This window comes from Niallia sp. FSL R7-0271, from assembly GCF_038005785.1.
GTDB lineage: Bacteria > Bacillota > Bacilli > Bacillales > Cytobacillaceae > Niallia.
In genome coordinates this window covers 626,878-643,288 of sequence record NZ_JBBOTZ010000001.1, presented here as the reverse complement: position 1 = coordinate 643,288, position 16,411 = coordinate 626,878, and the positions used below count along the sequence as shown (strand labels likewise).

The following is a 16,411-nucleotide window of genomic DNA, read 5'->3' as shown; positions in this document are numbered from 1 at the left end:
AACAAGAGGAAAAATGAAGCTATCAAAAAAATTAAAGGGAATTTCCACATTATCACTGACAGGCTTAATGTTGTTTTCTGCCTACCCATCCATCACACTTGCTGACAGCAGCTTAGACGTGAAAAAAATTGCTAGTTACAGTACTGGCATTACAGATGAGGATGGCGGCGTTGCCGAAATCGTCCAATACAATAAGGATAATGAGAAATTTTATGTTATTAATGGCAAAGCCCAGACAATTGATGTTGTAAACATGTCAGGTTTATACTCCACAGAAGTACAGAACCTACAAAAGGAAAAGTCTATTAACATTGCTGATGTAGTCAATTCAGACTCCTTTCAATATGGAGATTTAACAAGCATAGATATTAACACAGATAAAAAGATTATAGCTGCTGCCGTTCAAGATGCGGATTATACGAAAAATGGACGAATCGTTGTCATGAACTATGATGGAGAAGTGCAGGAAACATTTGAAGCTGGTGTACAGCCTGATATGGTTAAGATTTCAGATGATGGGAATTTCATCTTGACTGCAGACGAAGCAGAGCCAAGACAAGGGCTTGAAAACGGAGTTGATCCAGAAGGTTCTGTCACTATCGTTAATTACGACACAAAGGAAGTACAACAAGTAAAATTTAACGATACAAGTGTTATTGATCAAGATGTACATATCCGCAATAATGGAACGACAGCAGATGCAGTCCATGATCTTGAGCCAGAATATCTTGCTTTGAATAAGGATGCCAGCAAAGCTTATGTAACTCTGCAAGAAAATAACGCAGTTGCATCCATCGACGTAAAAACAGGCAAGGTGCTATCTGTTAAATCACTAGGATACAAAGACCATTCCGTAGAAGGAAATGGCTTGGATGCAGCCCGCAATGATAAAATTGAGATTAAACAATTGCCGATTCTAGGTGCTTATATGCCTGACTCCATTGCACAAACAGAAATTGGCGGTGTAGAGTATCTGCTTACTGCAAATGAAGGTGACGCGACAGAGTGGGAAGAATTTGTTAATATTGAAGACTTCAAAAAAGTAAAAGATTCCATTACTTTGGATACTTCCCTGTTTAAAGGCTTTACAAAAGAGGAAGCAGAAGCAGCCTTCCAGGATATGAAGGATTCAGGAGACTATGACAAGTTAGAAGTGCTAACAGACAGAGGCACAGATGCAATATATACACTCGGCGGCCGTTCCTTCTCCATTTGGAAAGCAGATACGATGGAGCTAGTATACGACAGCGGCAGCGACTTTGAGGATATTACAGCAGCCCAATATCCTGATGTATTTAACTGGTCAAATGATGATAATGTTTTTGAGAAAAGAAGTGCCAAAAAAGGACCTGAGCCTGAAGATGTTAAAGTCGGTCAGATCGGTAATGATTTATATGCATTTATCGGACTTGAAAGAATCGGCGGTTACATGACCTATAATATCTCTAATCCTTCTTCCCCGTCTTTTGCTAACTATTTAAATACGAGAGATTTCTCTAGTGCTGTTTCCGGAGATGTGGCACCAGAAGGACTTGAGTTTATTGAAGCAGCAGATAGTCCTACAGGCAGACCTCTTGTACTTGTCGGCAATGAGGTAAGTGGTACTGTATCAGTTAACGAGTACCAAACAGAACAGGTTATCCCGATTGAAGAGATTGCTCTAACTGAAACAGAAGCCACTTTGGAAGTTAGCAAAACTTTAGCCCTTACTGCTTCCGTTAAACCAGCAAACACAACAGAGAGTAAAGAATTAACATGGACAAGCTCTGACGCAAATATTGCCACAGTAAATGAAACAGGACTAGTCACAGCTGTAGCGCCAGGAACTGCGACAATTACTGTAGAAACGGCTGATAAAAAACACCAGGCAACTAGTGTTATTACAGTTACTGCACCAGTTGTAGCTGATGATGAAAATGATGCTGACCAAGATACAGACACAGATACTGAGACTGGCAGCAATATTCCTGACGAAGAAACCTCTTCACAAAACGATCAAGATAACTCTAGCACTGAGAACAGCAGTGACAATAACAGCAATGAGTCTGAAAATACAGAGGTTGTCGAGACTGTAGCTGGAAATGACGACAACAACGATGGCAATGCACTGCCTGATACAGCAACAAGCAATTACAGCTTCTTATTGTATGGCGGTATCATTCTTGCCGGCGGCGGAATTCTTTACTTTATTGCAAAACGAAAGTTAGCATAAGCGCAATCCCCCTGTTATGACAAAGGGGGATTTTTCCTTTCTTTAATGGAGGTAAAAATCAGCCTGAAAAAGGCGATAAAAATTGCCGCAATCATAATTGTACCAATCACAACTATTGCACGGTTCATCAGACGGTATTGAAAGAAAGCAGCTTTATCAAAATATTGGTTTTCTTTCTTTATTTTCTCCTTTTCCACCGTTGTGCGTTCTCCTTTTACTAAGAGGCGATAAGTACTGCTTCCGTATGGATGGCATGTTAATAGTGTTATAATATCCTTATCTGGAATTAAGTCCAGCTTGTCCGTTTGCGTCGGCAATATTGTTTCTTTCTCATAAACTTTATAAGCATGTTTTTCTCCATATATATGAACAAAGAAAATATCTCCTGTTACCATATCATCTATATTGCGTAGAAACCGTGAATATTTATAGCCTCGATGGCCTGCTAATACAGAATGGGTATTAACACCGCCATAAGGCAACGATGTCCCTTGGATAATACCAATTCCCTTGCTCAAATGATCATCTGTCGCTCCCATATAAATCGGCAGATTCTCACCGATTTTCGGCAGTTCTAAATAACCGATGATTTCATCTCCTGCTTCTCCTTGTTGATCTGCTTTATCTTCACCAAACGGATCAATTTGCCCATCTCCCCAATTCTCCATCTCTGCATTTAATATACTGGCAGACTCCTTCTCCACCGCAAACTTGCTGGCTACTGCTTGCTCATAATAGGAAGCTATTGCTCGATCACGTTTAAAGTCGTTATAGAAAATAATCCATTGCGGATATAAAAGAATACATAAACCAACAAGAAATATTGTCATTCCTATTATTTTTTTCAGCATCATTCCGTATCCCTTTTTGCCTTTCTTCTGTCCCTGATAATCAGAATGATAATGATCAATAAAATGAGTGCCAGCGAGATAATATACTCTAAATAGCGCATGAAAAATGACTCGATATCCATTGCCTCATCTGCTGATACGAATGGTATTCTATGCCCTCTGACAAGCATGCGATGTGTATTAATCATATAAGGCTCGCATGTTATTAATGTTGTATAATCTTTGTCTTTTATGATTGCAAGATCCTCCACTTGTTCCGGCTCAACAACTTTTATTTGATCCACTTTATAAGCTAAAGTCCTTCCTAAGCTTTTCACATAAAAGACATCGCCCTTATTTAGCTTATCTAAATTGCGAAACAGCTCAGCTGTAGGCAAACCTCGATGACCAGTTAAGACAGTATGAACGCCTTTTCCGCCAACAGGCAAAGAGGATGACGGCAAATATCCGACACCTTTAGCCAGTATCTTATCTGACACACCTAAAAGAATCGGCAGCTTTACAGAAATTTTCGGAATCTCAACAGCGCCGATTACTTCTCCTTCCAAAAAGCCTTCCGGATACTTAACAGCTCCTCCCTCCTTCTGTTTGGAACTTGCTGAAAATGGGTCGAGATAAGCGATGCTTCCAGATGCTAATCTGTTATTAAATGCCTCTGCATCTTGCAGGCGTTTTTCTTTTATTTTGTCAGATAACCCGCCCACCTTATCCTCATAGCCTTCAATCATATTGTATTGAAGCCTGTTATTATACCAATTAGAAATAAGGGGAAAAGTAAAAACTCCCACACCGATTAAAAATATGATTGCTACAAGGAGCTTTCTTCTCATGCTGCACCTCCTAAAAAGAAGAATGCAAGAGAATCAGCTCCCACATTCTTCTTTTAACTTTTAAGCTGTATCGCCTTTTCTATTTTTCAGAAGGAATGCTGCGCCAATCATAAGTACCAATCCAATGACTGTGAAAATGATTGTCCCGATTCCGCCGGTTTGCGGGATAATGCCTTTTTTGACGTTCTCTACTTGCAGGGTTGGGTGAAGCTCTAATTCAGAAGTAGCAGAACTTTCTCTTTCTACTTTTACCTTAATTGGTTCAGTTAGGTTGTTATAGCCTGACGGTGCTTCTGTTTCGACAATAAAATATGTGCCGATTGAAAGCTGTCGCCAATTAATTTTTCCGTTTCCATCTGTTGTTTGCTCAGCACTTAGTGGCACCGCCACTATGCCGTCAATTGTAATTGCCTCATCAGGAGCTTGTTCATCTTCACCAAGTGCTTTATATAATTGAAACTTGGCTCCAGCTAGAGGTTCCTTCTTTAAAGAATCGACTTTGTTTAACTCAATAGAGCCTTCTTGTGTTTCTGTGTATACTCCATTTGTATCTACTGTGTTTTCTGTTCCATCATGGATTATTAATACAATATTACCTTTGTTTTCAATTGGCCTTATATCATTTATGGCCTGTTCATTAACCTTTACGGAAAAGCTAAATTCCAATTGATCTCCTGCTGCTAACTTCAGCATTCCATCAGCATTCATTACTGCCTTTAAAGTGTTTGAACCAGAGTCAAAAACAATAGAATAATCGTTTCCTTGCACCAGATCGATAGCTTCACCATCTCTAATGATGGAAAGCACTCCTGTATTCTCTGCATATGTCAAACGCGAATCTAGTATATCAATCACAGATGCTTCCTTATATTTACGAATGTCATTTCCTTGCTCATCCTTAACATTCCCAGCAATATCTGCAGGTACATTAGCATTAATTTTGTAATCGATGCTGTCACCTACAGCTATAGACATTGGATTATTTTGTTCCGGTGCCCTGTACTCGCCTTCACCAGCTGGTCTTTGCGATTTATCTGCAGAAAATGGTTCATTTTTTGGATAAATATGAACATCATATACAAGTTCGCCATTTTGATAGAATAAATCTCCATCCTCACCGACTAAAGGAATGTCGATTTGATAAGTGGTTGTATCTGCTGCATGCCCAGGCGGTGCCGAAATTTCTTTCATTTCATACCTTCCCAGCGGCAGATCATCAAATAATACAATCCCCTCACTATTCGTTACAAGAGTGTCTGTATAAGCAGTGTCTGAATTCCCAAGTGCTACGATATTGCCTGTAGCTTCATCTAGCTTATGTGTTTGAACTATCTCAAACTCTGCACCAGGAAGCGGCTCTGTTCCATCTGGAATCGCTCCTTCTACCCCAGTCCCCGGAAACGTTATTGACTCTTCCCCCATGCTTAATTTATGAACCGTTATGCTACCTGTTTTATTCGGGTCAATGGTGGACGCTGCATCAACAGTAAAGCCTCCTAAACCTATTGCTGTAATAATAAGTGATGCGAAAATAAGCTTCATTACTTTCTTCATTCTTATTCCTCCTGTTAATTTATAAATTTACTACGCGAGGATTTTTTTTAGTATAAGAGATTATGTGCTTCTTCTTCGCGAAAAATAAATGGCACCAAATATAAGCAGTGCTCCTGCAAGCGTGAAGGCGATTGTTCCGATTCCTCCGCTTAACGGCAAGCTGCCCTTTTGATAATTAATTACATCATAGGAGTAGATGACACTTCCGTCCTGCTGTGTTTCACTGACCACATCTATAGTCTCGTTACCATATGCTGCTGTCATCTTTCCCTCTGAATCTATCACTATCGTAATTTCTCCTTGAAGCAGCCTGAACCCATCTGGAGATTCTGTTTCCCTCAGGCTGTAAGTGCCGGGAGCTTGTTTCGGGAAGAGAATAACTCCATTATCAGTCTCCAGTGTTAAGCTGTCAGCAAGCTCTTGATTTTCATCTAAAACTATCCCATCACCAGCTGCTTTTAATTCAAATACAGCATTGCCATCCTTTATTAAACTGCCTTCTTCATCTGTTTTTTGAAGCTTCATCGTACTAAACTGGCCAAGCTCGTTTGTGATAAGAATATTAGTCAAATCCTGAATTGGATCTTCTTTTGGACCTAGATTTTGATATTCAATACCCATTAGCTGATAAGGCCCGTTATAATCCTCCTCGACCCGATAGCCGTATTGAAAGCCTTGATGTCTGCCAAAGTCAAATAGCCATTCGCCGTTATCATTTTCCTCTACTGTCAATTCATCCACCAATTCTTTTGATTCTTCCATAAGTTCACCAGTGCCAGTAAATGTTCCGTCAGCATTTAAACTGATATCCCGTTTATATCTATACAGCTTCAATTGCAGACTCTCAGGCCGTAAGGCTGGAACATTATCATCATCCCAAACCTTCTTGCCGCTGACTGCCGGCCAGTAGTCAAGATTCTTCTCATAATAAAAATCATGGATGAAAAATTTATCATCAGCGCTTAAGTATTTCAGGTGATTTAATGTATATTCCGCTTCCTGATTCTGATTTATAAATGTCCAGTATGGCATAACTCCTTCAGGGATGCCTTCATTGCCAGCGGCTTCATAACTCTTAATCCTGACTTTGTCATACCCAAAAGTTGGCTTCTCTGATTCAATCGTATTGCCAGCTTCATCTGTGCCGATTACATAACCGTCCTTACCTAAGGGAAGACCATAAAACTCCTCATCGTTCGTAACGTTTCTGACATGGTCGTCTGTTGCATTATAAACTTGGATATCCTCTTGTCCATCTTCAGTTCCCAATCCAACATGTTTCAGCACTGTTTTCGTATAAATATTGTCAGCAATATATGTTGCTGGAATATAGGTAGTCATATGATGTTGTGTCGACCCGTCTTCCCGTGTCACTCGATAACGCTCATCCTCGATAAGAAAATAGATCATGCTGTTATCTGTGATTTCCAATTCAAAAGTCTTCGATGTATCTTCCGTCTCAGCTAAGACCGGTTCTTCAAGTAACTCTCCCTTTTCAAAGTCGCTGTCTGCATACAGCTCCTTGAATTCTTCAGGACTGATTTCATCATCCATATCCATATTCCTCTCATATGGAACAACGATATATTTGATGCTCGTAATCGAGTTAGTAACATATGACGGCAGCTCCTCATTAAAGGATGACGCCGGTATATCAACTGTGATTTTTGCCGTATCTACATTGGTTTCTCCTGCTTCCTTATAAACCTTTTTAGCTGGTTTAGATGGTTTTACAGTTGCTATTCCCATTCTCGGCTGGCCGCGCATATACATGACTTCATGTACTGCTTCTTCATAAAGCCCTTCCTCTACACTGCCACCTCTGTCATACTTGGGATTGTAATCAGAACCCCAAGAAATTATCCCCCTGCCTTCATTCGATCCCCAAGTAAATATATTTCCATCTCGATCCAGTATCATATATTGCGATAAAAAGGAGGCGATTTGCTGCACATAAGGAACTTCCTTAAACGCTGTGTCAATCCATGGTTTTTCCACTGGATCGACTACCGGCGTGCCAATCTCTGTAGTTTTGTCTCCATTTCTGTCCAGCTTATAATAAAAGCCTTTCAACCAGCTTCCTTCTGTTTCCGCCTGATAAGCAATTTTAGTAATCCCATCTTTGTCCAATACATTGCCTTTAGAATCTTTAAGCATATATTTTTCATCATAAATGGTAGGATGGTTTATACTATCAGGAATGGAATACCCAAAATAATCATTTGCTGCAATACCTGTTTGACTGTCCCCAGTAAGATAGACTGGCAGCTTAGGATCTGAATCATACAGCTGTGTATCGCCATCTCCAATTTGCTTCGGCCATTGCTGAGCCACTTTTGTAAGATCGTCCTCTGAAGTCAGTGAGCTCCCTTCCTTTCCAAATCCATAAAAGTAGTTGTAACCCCATGCCCATGTTTTTCCATACTGATCAATAAAAAAATGAACTAGGTCACCTGATGATAACGATTGGGGAATAGGGGTATAACCAGCTTCTCCTTCATCAATTTCAAGAATTACCGGACGAAAACTTATTATTTTTTGTATGATAGTATTATCTTCTCGACTGTAATCAAACATACCCCATTGCCATACTTTGTGATTTTCATCCAAAGCTGTATTCAGTCCAACAGCTGAGGATATATCTGTTATCTTACCCATGCCAGCTGGTTTTTCGAGCTTTGTGAATATGTTTACTTGTGGGGAATTTTCTTTATCTTTTTCTGTGTACTCGCTGCCGTCTCCTTGTCTACCTCCGTATTTCCAACCGGCCATATAAATGTCGCCTTTATCATCCAATATTTGGGTTTGACCATCGCCTCCGATAATTTTGACAATTGACCCCATGTCGCTAGGCAACTGAACCTTTACAGGAGTTGGCTGCATCTCCGCTGCGTCGCCAATCCCCAATTGGCCATATTTATTTGTACCCCAGCACCACAGCTCATTATTTTCAGCTATTGCAAATATTGTTGTTGCATGTACGCCTGCATTAGTAAAGATTGTTTTAATTTTAGGCAGGTTTTCTACAGCAGTAGGAATAGATACCCCTATACCTACTTGTCCATTTCCCATCTCCCCGGCTGCACCCAATCCCCATACGTACACATCACCTGTAGTGGATAAAGCAATACGCGTATGCCAATTGGAGAGCGTATCATCGAATTTCACATCGGTTATTATCTTTCCATCCTTCATGAACTCAGTGATTTTTGTCATTCCGCCCACACTCTTGAACATATCAGAAATATTCAAGCCTAGTTGGAAGAAATAATTCCATCCCCATGTCCAGATGTTTTTGTCATAGTCCAATGCCATTCCGCCAAATCCACCAGCATTCACTTTGGTGAACTTCGTAAGGTAAATCAGCCCGAATGAACCTGCATCTGTTCCATTATCGGCCCTTTGCATATAGCTTTTTGGGTTTGTTGGTGCAGATGTTTCTTCTTTTGGTGTTTCTTCTACTGGTGCTTCCTCTTTTGCTGTTTCTTGCTCTGAGGCGGGTTCGTCATCCTCTTGTTGTGCCGTAGGCTGTTCTTCCTTTTTCTCTCCTTCCTTTACAAGCTCTTTGTCGTCTGCATTATCACCAGCATTAACGGCTGGCTCTTTCTCCCTTTCTTCCTTATCTGTATCTGTCTCTACCGGTTCTGCTTCATTTGAATTTTGATTCAAGTCATTTTCAGTTCCTTCAGTCTCCAGCTGTTCGCCTGCAGGGTCATTGCTAGCATTTATATCTCCAACTGCATATATCTCCATCGGAATCATTGTAATGATTAGCGAAATTATCAATAGCAGCGAAAATAACTTATTTGAAATTATTGCTCTTTTCATTTCTGCCTCCTTGCTTTAATGAAAGGGAGAAGTTCACAAAAAAAATAACAGATACATGCAAATTTTAAAGGAGCTATTCAGTTAATGTGTTTCTTTCGTGGAACGGTCAGTTTCTATTTTGGAATAGTAATAGAAGAATGCTGATTATAATAGTCTTTATCCATCTCAAAATAGGAAGATAAAGGAAAATCAAGGTGAGTATGTAATTAATTAAAAATAGATACTTGGGGGATTAAAAATCTTGTATATTTTGTGACAAAAATAGGAAGTGAAATTTTAACATACAAAAAAACAGCTTAACCTGTTGAGGTCAAGCTGTTATTTCTTGTGATATTTATATGTTAATCAAGTATTTTCATCTTTAGTTGTCGTAATTTGTATTTCAGCTCGGCATTAAGCTCCAATAAGACATCCTGCTCAAGATCGCCTTTCGGCAGCTTTCCGCTTGGCTTTTCCAGTAAAAAGGGACTTTTTCTTTTCTTTGATGTCATCATATTCCCCCACGCTGTTATTATCATAAGCTTAGTATATTTACTGTATAGGCAAAATATGTGTTTCTTAATCATGCAGATGGATTATATTTGTTCCTCTGGCAGTCTTGTTGTATTTTAAGTGATTGACCACTTCATCACTCTTTTCGAACAATTCCCTTGTATATAATGCTGTAGGAACATGTGGAAGAGATGATGTTGATTTTTTAACAATAAGAGGTGATTGGTTTTTCTTTCTTATCCGACCAGCTTCTCTGACTGCAGGCATCGTGTAATCTTTGTCCTCCATGATATCTGTTCCTTTCCTTGTTTATACTTCCATTTTATCATTATATTCATGAATCTTCCACCTATAAGAGCGCCCGTTTTTAATGCTCTTTGTACCAGGAGTGAATTACTGCAAGGTCAATGATATAGTCAAAATCAATTTGCAGCAAGGGCTCCTTTTCCGATTCAACAGAAATAACGACAGGATGGATTAATTTCGTGAAAGGAATAAGTACCGTTTTATTGTCTAATTGCACAATTGTCTCTTCATTTAAGCGATTCAGCTGATCTTCCTCCAGCTCTATCCCGAGAGTGGTCCCGACTTCAGCAGAAAAGATGATATCATCCTCCTTGCAGAAAACGGTAATATCCTGTCTGCATACTTCGCCATAAGCATACAGGAAGTCCTCAAGGCTTATACGATAGTCTTCTATGACAGTCCAATCCTGCGTTCCAAACGAATAGGTGGCAATACTGTCTAAAATGGTTGTGAACTGCTTACTTCTGCTTTTCGTCTGAATGATTACCTTTTTCATTTCATCATTAATACTTTCTACTTCATTGATGCTTTCTACTTCTGCTACCCCGATTCGTTTTATATTCGGTGTGATAAATATTGCCAAGTCTACAAAAACAAACATAAGAGCCATTAATGCGTAGCTCCTCCATTCGCTCTCCTTAAATCCCATATCCATCAGCAGCAATATCATGCCAACAATGAATAAAAAATACCATGTCCGTCTCAAGTTCTGCTTGTACTCTCGGAAAAAAATCGGAAACGCCCAGCTAATATATAACATAGTAGCCGTAAATCCAATTAATAAACTCCATTTATTCCCTTGCAAAAAAGCAACAGCCTCATTGCCCCAATAATTTTTCATCAACACTATAAGGGCGAAAACAACAAGCGGAAATGCTACCTTGATTATAAGCTTCTGTGAATCTTTTCTAATCATCATCCCTGTTTCCTTCCCCTCTTTTGAGCAGTGATTGAAGACTGGACAAGTATAGTGCTCTAGCGGTATAGGTTATTAATAACTTTATAGTGTTATAGTAATTCTACCAAATATCTGGATTTATTTGGAACCAAAACTGCCCTTTATAACCAAAAACACCAAAAATAGGACATATTTGCTAGATTATCTTCTGAATTCTTTATTACACAAAAATTAGGGAATAATGTGTTCTCTGTCAGTCTGTAGATACATTCGAAAAAGAGGTTTAAAGATAGCAAAACACAGAATTTTTTCTTATGAGTTGCTGCTTAGTTTTTCTTGTTCTGCAATTCGTCCACATGCAGCTTTCTTATTTCAGGAGACGTGACATTTACCCTTTCCAAAGTGTTATACATAATCTTAAGGACAAGATCTGAAAAAATTGGAGTTGGATTTGTCAGCTTGAGGACATTGCATTTTCTTGCAATAAAATCTGAAAGCTCAGTGTCATATACAATAAGATCGTTCTTTCTATGAAGATATGTATATTTAGTTTACTTGTTTATGTACACAAAAAAACCAGCTTCCTATTAAACTAGGAGCTGGTTTACTTAATTGATACCGGTGGCCGGGGTCGAACCGGCACTCCAGAGGAACACGATTTTGAGTCGTGCGCGTCTGCCAATTCCGCCACACCGGCGTAATAATTTTTTGGAGGCGGCAACCGGATTTGAACCGGTGATAAAGGTTTTGCAGACCTTGGCCTTACCACTTGGCTATGCCGCCTTGACAATAATGGAGCGGAAGACGGGGTTCGAACCCGCGACCCCCACCTTGGCAAGGTGATGTTCTACCACTGAACTACTTCCGCATAATGGCTGGGCTAGCTGGATTCGAACCAACGAGTGACGGAGTCAAAGTCCGTTGCCTTACCGCTTGGCTATAGCCCAATAACATTATATTCAGGATTATCAAAAATTATTATAAATATATATGGGGCGAATAATGGGAATCGAACCCACGAGTGTCGGAGCCACAATCCGATGCGTTAACCACTTCGCCATATCCGCCATGTTATTCATTTGGCAGGGGTAGTAGGAATCGAACCCACACCGGAGGTTTTGGAGACCTCTGTTCTACCTTTAAACTATACCCCTGTATTCAAATGGTGGAGGGGGACGGATTCGAACCGCCGAACCCGAAGGAGCGGATTTACAGTCCGCCGCGTTTAGCCACTTCGCTACCCCTCCGACATAAATGGTGGCTCAGGACGGAATCGAACCGCCGACACAAGGATTTTCAGTCCTTTGCTCTACCGACTGAGCTACTGAGCCTTTATACTTTTTTTGAAAAAATGGCGGTCCGGACGGGACTCGAACCCGCGACCTCCTGCGTGACAGGCAGGCATTCTAACCAACTGAACTACCGGACCAGATTGCGGGGACAGGATTTGAACCTGCGACCTTCGGGTTATGAGCCCGACGAGCTACCAGACTGCTCCACCCCGCGATGATTTTATGGTGGAGGATGACGGGATCGAACCGCCGACCCTCTGCTTGTAAGGCAGATGCTCTCCCAGCTGAGCTAATCCTCCATAATTGGTATATTTAAAATGGTGACCCATACGGGATTCGAACCCGTGTTACCGCCGTGAAAGGGCGGTGTCTTAACCGCTTGACCAATGGGCCATATTATGTTGAGTGATAATGGCGGAGAGCAAGGGATTTGAACCCTTGAGACAGGGTTACCCGCCTACACGATTTCCAATCGTGCTCCTTCGGCCACTCGGACAGCTCTCCATATATGGCTCCGCAGGTAGGATTCGAACCTACGACCGCTCGGTTAACAGCCGAGTGCTCTACCACTGAGCTACTGCGGAATAATGGTATGCCTGGCGACGTCCTACTCTCACAGGAGGAGAACCTCCAACTACCATTGGCGCTGAGAAGCTTAACTTCCGTGTTCGGTATGGGAACGGGTGTGACCTTCTCGCTATCGCCACCAGACCTTTTTTTCAAGACAAGTATTATTATAACTTATCTATTAGGTTTTTGCAACACTTTTTTAAAAGTTTTTCAGCGAATTTATTCCCTGAAAACTAGATTATGTTGTAAGAAGAAAGAATGAGTAATCATTTATTAGTTAAGTCCTCGATCTATTAGTATTTGTCAGCTCCACGTGTCACCACGCTTCCACCTCAAACCTATCAACCTGATCATCTTTCAGGGATCTTACTAGCTTACGCTATGGGAAATCTCATCTTGAGGGGGGCTTCATGCTTAGATGCTTTCAGCACTTATCCCTTCCGCACATAGCTACCCAGCTATGCCTTTGGCAAGACAACTGGTACACCAGCGGTGCGTCCATCCCGGTCCTCTCGTACTAAGGACAGCTCCTCTCAAATTTCCTACGCCCACGACGGATAGGGACCGAACTGTCTCACGACGTTCTGAACCCAGCTCGCGTACCGCTTTAATGGGCGAACAGCCCAACCCTTGGGACCGACTACAGCCCCAGGATGCGATGAGCCGACATCGAGGTGCCAAACCTCCCCGTCGATGTGGACTCTTGGGGGAGATAAGCCTGTTATCCCCGGGGTAGCTTTTATCCGTTGAGCGATGGCCCTTCCATGCGGAACCACCGGATCACTAAGCCCGACTTTCGTCCCTGCTCGACTTGTAGGTCTCGCAGTCAAGCTCCCTTGTGCCTTTACACTCTACGAATGATTTCCAACCATTCTGAGGGAACCTTTGGGCGCCTCCGTTACTTTTTAGGAGGCGACCGCCCCAGTCAAACTGCCCACCTGACACTGTCTCCCACCCCGATAAGGGGTGCGGGTTAGAATGTCAATACAGCCAGGGTAGTATCCCACCAATGCCTCCACCGAAGCTGGCGCTCCGGCTTCCAAGGCTCCTACCTATCCTGTACAAGCTGTACCAAAATTCAATATCAGGCTACAGTAAAGCTCCACGGGGTCTTTCCGTCCTGTCGCGGGTAACCTGCATCTTCACAGGTACTATAATTTCACCGAGTCTCTCGTTGAGACAGTGCCCAGATCGTTACACCTTTCGTGCGGGTCGGAACTTACCCGACAAGGAATTTCGCTACCTTAGGACCGTTATAGTTACGGCCGCCGTTTACTGGGGCTTCAATTCAGAGCTTCGCGCGAACGCTAACCCCTCCTCTTAACCTTCCAGCACCGGGCAGGTGTCAGCCCCTATACTTCGCCTTACGGCTTCGCAGAGACCTGTGTTTTTGCTAAACAGTCGCCTGGGCCTATTCACTGCGGCTCTCTCGGGCTTGCACCCAAAAGAGCACCCCTTCTCCCGAAGTTACGGGGTCATTTTGCCGAGTTCCTTAACGAGAGTTCTCTCGCTCACCTTAGGATTCTCTCCTCGCCTACCTGTGTCGGTTTGCGGTACGGGCACCTTGAATCTCGCTAGAGGCTTTTCTTGGCAGTGTGGAATCAGGAACTTCGGTACTATATTTCCCTCGCCGTCACAGCTCCGCCTTCACGGTAATGGGATTTGCCTCATTACCAGCCTAACTGCTTGGACGTGCTAATCCAACAGCACGCTTACCCTATCCTCCTGCGTCCCCCCATCGCTCAAACGATTCATAAGGTGGTACAGGAATATCAACCTGTTGTCCATCGCCTACGCTCTTCAGCCTCGGCTTAGGTCCCGACTAACCCTGAGTGGACGAGCCTTCCTCAGGAAACCTTAGGCATTCGGTGGATGAGATTCTCACTCATCTTTCGCTACTCATACCGGCATTCTCACTTCTAAGCGCTCCACCAGTCCTTACGGTCTAGCTTCAACGCCCTTAGAACGCTCTCCTACCACTGACATCACTAGATGTCAATCCACAGCTTCGGTGATACGTTTAGCCCCGGTACATTTTCGGCGCAGAGTCACTCGACCAGTGAGCTATTACGCACTCTTTAAATGGTGGCTGCTTCTAAGCCAACATCCTGGTTGTCTAAGCAACTCCACATCCTTTTCCACTTAACGTATACTTTGGGACCTTAGCTGGTGGTCTGGGCTGTTTCCCTCTTGACTACGGATCTTATCACTCGCAGTCTGACTCCCAAGGATAAGTATTTGGCATTCGGAGTTTGTCTGAATTCGGTAACCCGATGGGGGCCCCTAGTCCAAACAGTGCTCTACCTCCAATACTCTTACCTTGAGGCTAGCCCTAAAGCTATTTCGGAGAGAACCAGCTATCTCCAAGTTCGATTGGAATTTCTCCGCTACCCACACCTCATCCCCGCACTTTTCAACGTGCGTGGGTTCGGGCCTCCATCCAGTGTTACCTGGACTTCACCCTGGACATGGGTAGATCACCTGGTTTCGGGTCTACGACCACATACTATTACGCCCTATTCAGACTCGCTTTCGCTGCGGCTCCGTCTCTTCAACTTAACCTCGCATGTAATCGTAACTCGCCGGTTCATTCTACAAAAGGCACGCTATCACCCATTAATGGGCTCTAACTACTTGTAGGCACACGGTTTCAGGATCTATTTCACTCCCCTTCCGGGGTGCTTTTCACCTTTCCCTCACGGTACTGGTTCACTATCGGTCACTAGGGAGTATTTAGCCTTGGGAGATGGTCCTCCCTGCTTCCGACGGGATTTCACGTGTCCCGCCGTACTCAGGATCCACTCAGGAGGGAACGAAGTTTCGACTACAGGGTTTTTACCTTCTATGACTGGCCTTTCCAGACCTATTCATCTACCCCGTTCCTTTGTAACTCCATGTAGAGTGTCCTACAACCCCAAGAGGCAAGCCTCTTGGTTTGGGCTAATCCCGTTTCGCTCGCCGCTACTCAGGGAATCGCGTTTGCTTTCTCTTCCTCCGGGTACTTAGATGTTTCAGTTCCCCGGGTCTGCCTTCTGTTACTCTATGTATTCAAGTAACGATACTATCCCATTACGGATAGTGGGTTCCCCCATTCGGAAATCTCCGGATCAAAGCTTACTTACAGCTCCCCGAAGCATATCGGTGTTAGTACCGTCCTTCATCGGCTCCTAGTGCCAAGGCATCCACCGTGCGCCCTTTCTAACTTAACTTATTCGGCTAAAGATAAACTTCGCATCTCTTCGTCAGCTCCCTCACTCCGCTCCTCACGTACTGTCGTACGCTCCGGTGCTCGTTTAGTCGCTTCCTCGACCTGCTCGTTTCTCTTTACCCTAAAATTCTACTAATAATAGAGAATCTAAGATGGCGATTACTCGGTTTCTTTCTTGGTTCTTACTATTCATAATCTAGTTTTCAAGGAACAAATTCGGCTAATGATTAACTTCGCATCTCTGCGTCAACTTCTTCTCTGTGCTCCTCACGTAATGTCGTACGCTGCGGTGCTCGATCAGTCGTTTCCTTGATCTGCTCGCTACTCATTACCCTGATGTTTTGAGGAATTGCTCCCTCAAAACTGAACA

At 42.7% G+C, this 16,411-nt stretch carries 8 protein-coding genes, 14 tRNA genes and 2 rRNA genes; 1 reads left to right on the top strand and 23 read right to left on the bottom strand.

The annotated features are described in order from the left end of the window. The first annotated feature begins 13 nt into the window (after positions 1-13). Entirely contained in the window at positions 14-2,212 is a 2,199-nt protein-coding gene (locus MKX82_RS03320) for a choice-of-anchor I family protein (protein ID WP_341074977.1), read from the top strand. Positions 2,213-2,226: 14 nt separating this feature from the next. Here the strand turns inward: MKX82_RS03320 and MKX82_RS03315 are convergent, their stop codons facing one another. From MKX82_RS03315 to MKX82_RS03205, 23 genes are all read right to left on the bottom strand, one after another. Then, positions 2,227-3,042, bottom strand: a complete 816-nt coding sequence (locus tag MKX82_RS03315; protein WP_341074976.1) for a class C sortase — start codon at positions 3,040-3,042, stop codon at positions 2,227-2,229. Positions 3,043-3,062: 20 nt separating this feature from the next. Further along, positions 3,063-3,893, bottom strand: a complete 831-nt coding sequence (locus tag MKX82_RS03310) for a class C sortase (RefSeq protein ID WP_233319433.1) — start codon at positions 3,891-3,893, stop codon at positions 3,063-3,065. Between the two features lie 60 nt (positions 3,894-3,953). Continuing rightward, the gene (locus MKX82_RS03305; RefSeq protein WP_341074974.1) at positions 3,954-5,447 is read right to left on the bottom strand and encodes a SpaH/EbpB family LPXTG-anchored major pilin; all 1,494 of its coding nucleotides are present in this window, start codon (positions 5,445-5,447) and stop codon (positions 3,954-3,956) included. A 60-nt stretch (positions 5,448-5,507) separates the two neighbouring features. Continuing rightward, positions 5,508-9,275: a SpaA isopeptide-forming pilin-related protein gene (locus MKX82_RS03300; RefSeq protein WP_341074973.1), complete on the bottom strand. Its 3,768-nt coding sequence runs from the start codon at positions 9,273-9,275 to the stop codon at positions 5,508-5,510. A 341-nt stretch (positions 9,276-9,616) separates the two neighbouring features. Then, the gene (locus MKX82_RS03295) at positions 9,617-9,769 is read right to left on the bottom strand and encodes a hypothetical protein (protein ID WP_233319440.1); all 153 of its coding nucleotides are present in this window, start codon (positions 9,767-9,769) and stop codon (positions 9,617-9,619) included. A 64-nt stretch (positions 9,770-9,833) separates the two neighbouring features. Further along, positions 9,834-10,055, bottom strand: a complete 222-nt coding sequence (locus tag MKX82_RS03290) for a hypothetical protein (protein ID WP_233319442.1) — start codon at positions 10,053-10,055, stop codon at positions 9,834-9,836. Positions 10,056-10,134: 79 nt separating this feature from the next. Next, complete coding sequence (locus tag MKX82_RS03285) at positions 10,135-10,992, bottom strand: type II toxin-antitoxin system SpoIISA family toxin (protein ID WP_341074969.1); 858 nt, start codon at positions 10,990-10,992, stop codon at positions 10,135-10,137. Positions 10,993-11,587: 595 nt separating this feature from the next. Continuing rightward, positions 11,588-11,668, bottom strand: a tRNA-Leu gene (locus tag MKX82_RS03280). A gap of 12 nt (positions 11,669-11,680) precedes the next feature. Next, a tRNA-Cys gene (locus MKX82_RS03275) sits at positions 11,681-11,754 on the bottom strand. Between the two features lie 10 nt (positions 11,755-11,764). After that, positions 11,765-11,839 (bottom strand) — tRNA-Gly (locus MKX82_RS03270). Between the two features lie 4 nt (positions 11,840-11,843). Continuing rightward, positions 11,844-11,918: transfer RNA gene (locus MKX82_RS03265), tRNA-Gln, on the bottom strand. Positions 11,919-11,962: 44 nt separating this feature from the next. Continuing rightward, positions 11,963-12,038 (bottom strand) — tRNA-His (locus MKX82_RS03260). 13 nt (positions 12,039-12,051) lie between these two features. Beyond that, positions 12,052-12,125, bottom strand: a tRNA-Trp gene (locus tag MKX82_RS03255). Positions 12,126-12,134: 9 nt separating this feature from the next. After that, a tRNA-Tyr gene (locus MKX82_RS03250) sits at positions 12,135-12,218 on the bottom strand. Positions 12,219-12,226: 8 nt separating this feature from the next. Further along, positions 12,227-12,302 (bottom strand) — tRNA-Phe (locus MKX82_RS03245). Between the two features lie 21 nt (positions 12,303-12,323). Next, positions 12,324-12,400, bottom strand: a tRNA-Asp gene (locus tag MKX82_RS03240). A gap of 3 nt (positions 12,401-12,403) precedes the next feature. Beyond that, positions 12,404-12,477 (bottom strand) — tRNA-Met (locus MKX82_RS03235). Between the two features lie 9 nt (positions 12,478-12,486). After that, positions 12,487-12,562: transfer RNA gene (locus tag MKX82_RS03230), tRNA-Val, on the bottom strand. 19 nt (positions 12,563-12,581) lie between these two features. Next, a tRNA-Glu gene (locus MKX82_RS03225) sits at positions 12,582-12,656 on the bottom strand. A 19-nt stretch (positions 12,657-12,675) separates the two neighbouring features. Beyond that, a tRNA-Ser gene (locus MKX82_RS03220) sits at positions 12,676-12,767 on the bottom strand. Between the two features lie 5 nt (positions 12,768-12,772). Continuing rightward, a tRNA-Asn gene (locus MKX82_RS03215) sits at positions 12,773-12,847 on the bottom strand. Positions 12,848-12,857: 10 nt separating this feature from the next. Further along, positions 12,858-12,974: ribosomal RNA gene (gene rrf / locus MKX82_RS03210) — 5S ribosomal RNA — on the bottom strand. Positions 12,975-13,106: 132 nt separating this feature from the next. Then, positions 13,107-16,042, bottom strand: a 23S ribosomal RNA gene (locus tag MKX82_RS03205). Positions 16,043-16,411 lie beyond the last annotated feature (369 nt).

What these genes read in the sequence shown, in the direction of transcription:
- MKX82_RS03320 (WP_341074977.1), top strand. Translation starts at nt 14, where the DNA reads ATGAAGCTATCAAAAAAATTAAAGGGAATTTCCACATTATCACTGACA.
- MKX82_RS03315 (WP_341074976.1), bottom strand. Translation starts at nt 3,042, where the DNA reads ATGACAATATTTCTTGTTGGTTTATGTATTCTTTTATATCCGCAATGG.
- MKX82_RS03310 (WP_233319433.1), bottom strand. Translation starts at nt 3,893, where the DNA reads ATGAGAAGAAAGCTCCTTGTAGCAATCATATTTTTAATCGGTGTGGGA.
- MKX82_RS03305 (WP_341074974.1), bottom strand. Translation starts at nt 5,447, where the DNA reads ATGAAGAAAGTAATGAAGCTTATTTTCGCATCACTTATTATTACAGCA.
- MKX82_RS03300 (WP_341074973.1), bottom strand. Translation starts at nt 9,275, where the DNA reads ATGAAAAGAGCAATAATTTCAAATAAGTTATTTTCGCTGCTATTGATA.
- MKX82_RS03295 (WP_233319440.1), bottom strand. Translation starts at nt 9,769, where the DNA reads ATGATGACATCAAAGAAAAGAAAAAGTCCCTTTTTACTGGAAAAGCCA.
- MKX82_RS03290 (WP_233319442.1), bottom strand. Translation starts at nt 10,055, where the DNA reads ATGGAGGACAAAGATTACACGATGCCTGCAGTCAGAGAAGCTGGTCGG.
- MKX82_RS03285 (WP_341074969.1), bottom strand. Translation starts at nt 10,992, where the DNA reads ATGATGATTAGAAAAGATTCACAGAAGCTTATAATCAAGGTAGCATTT.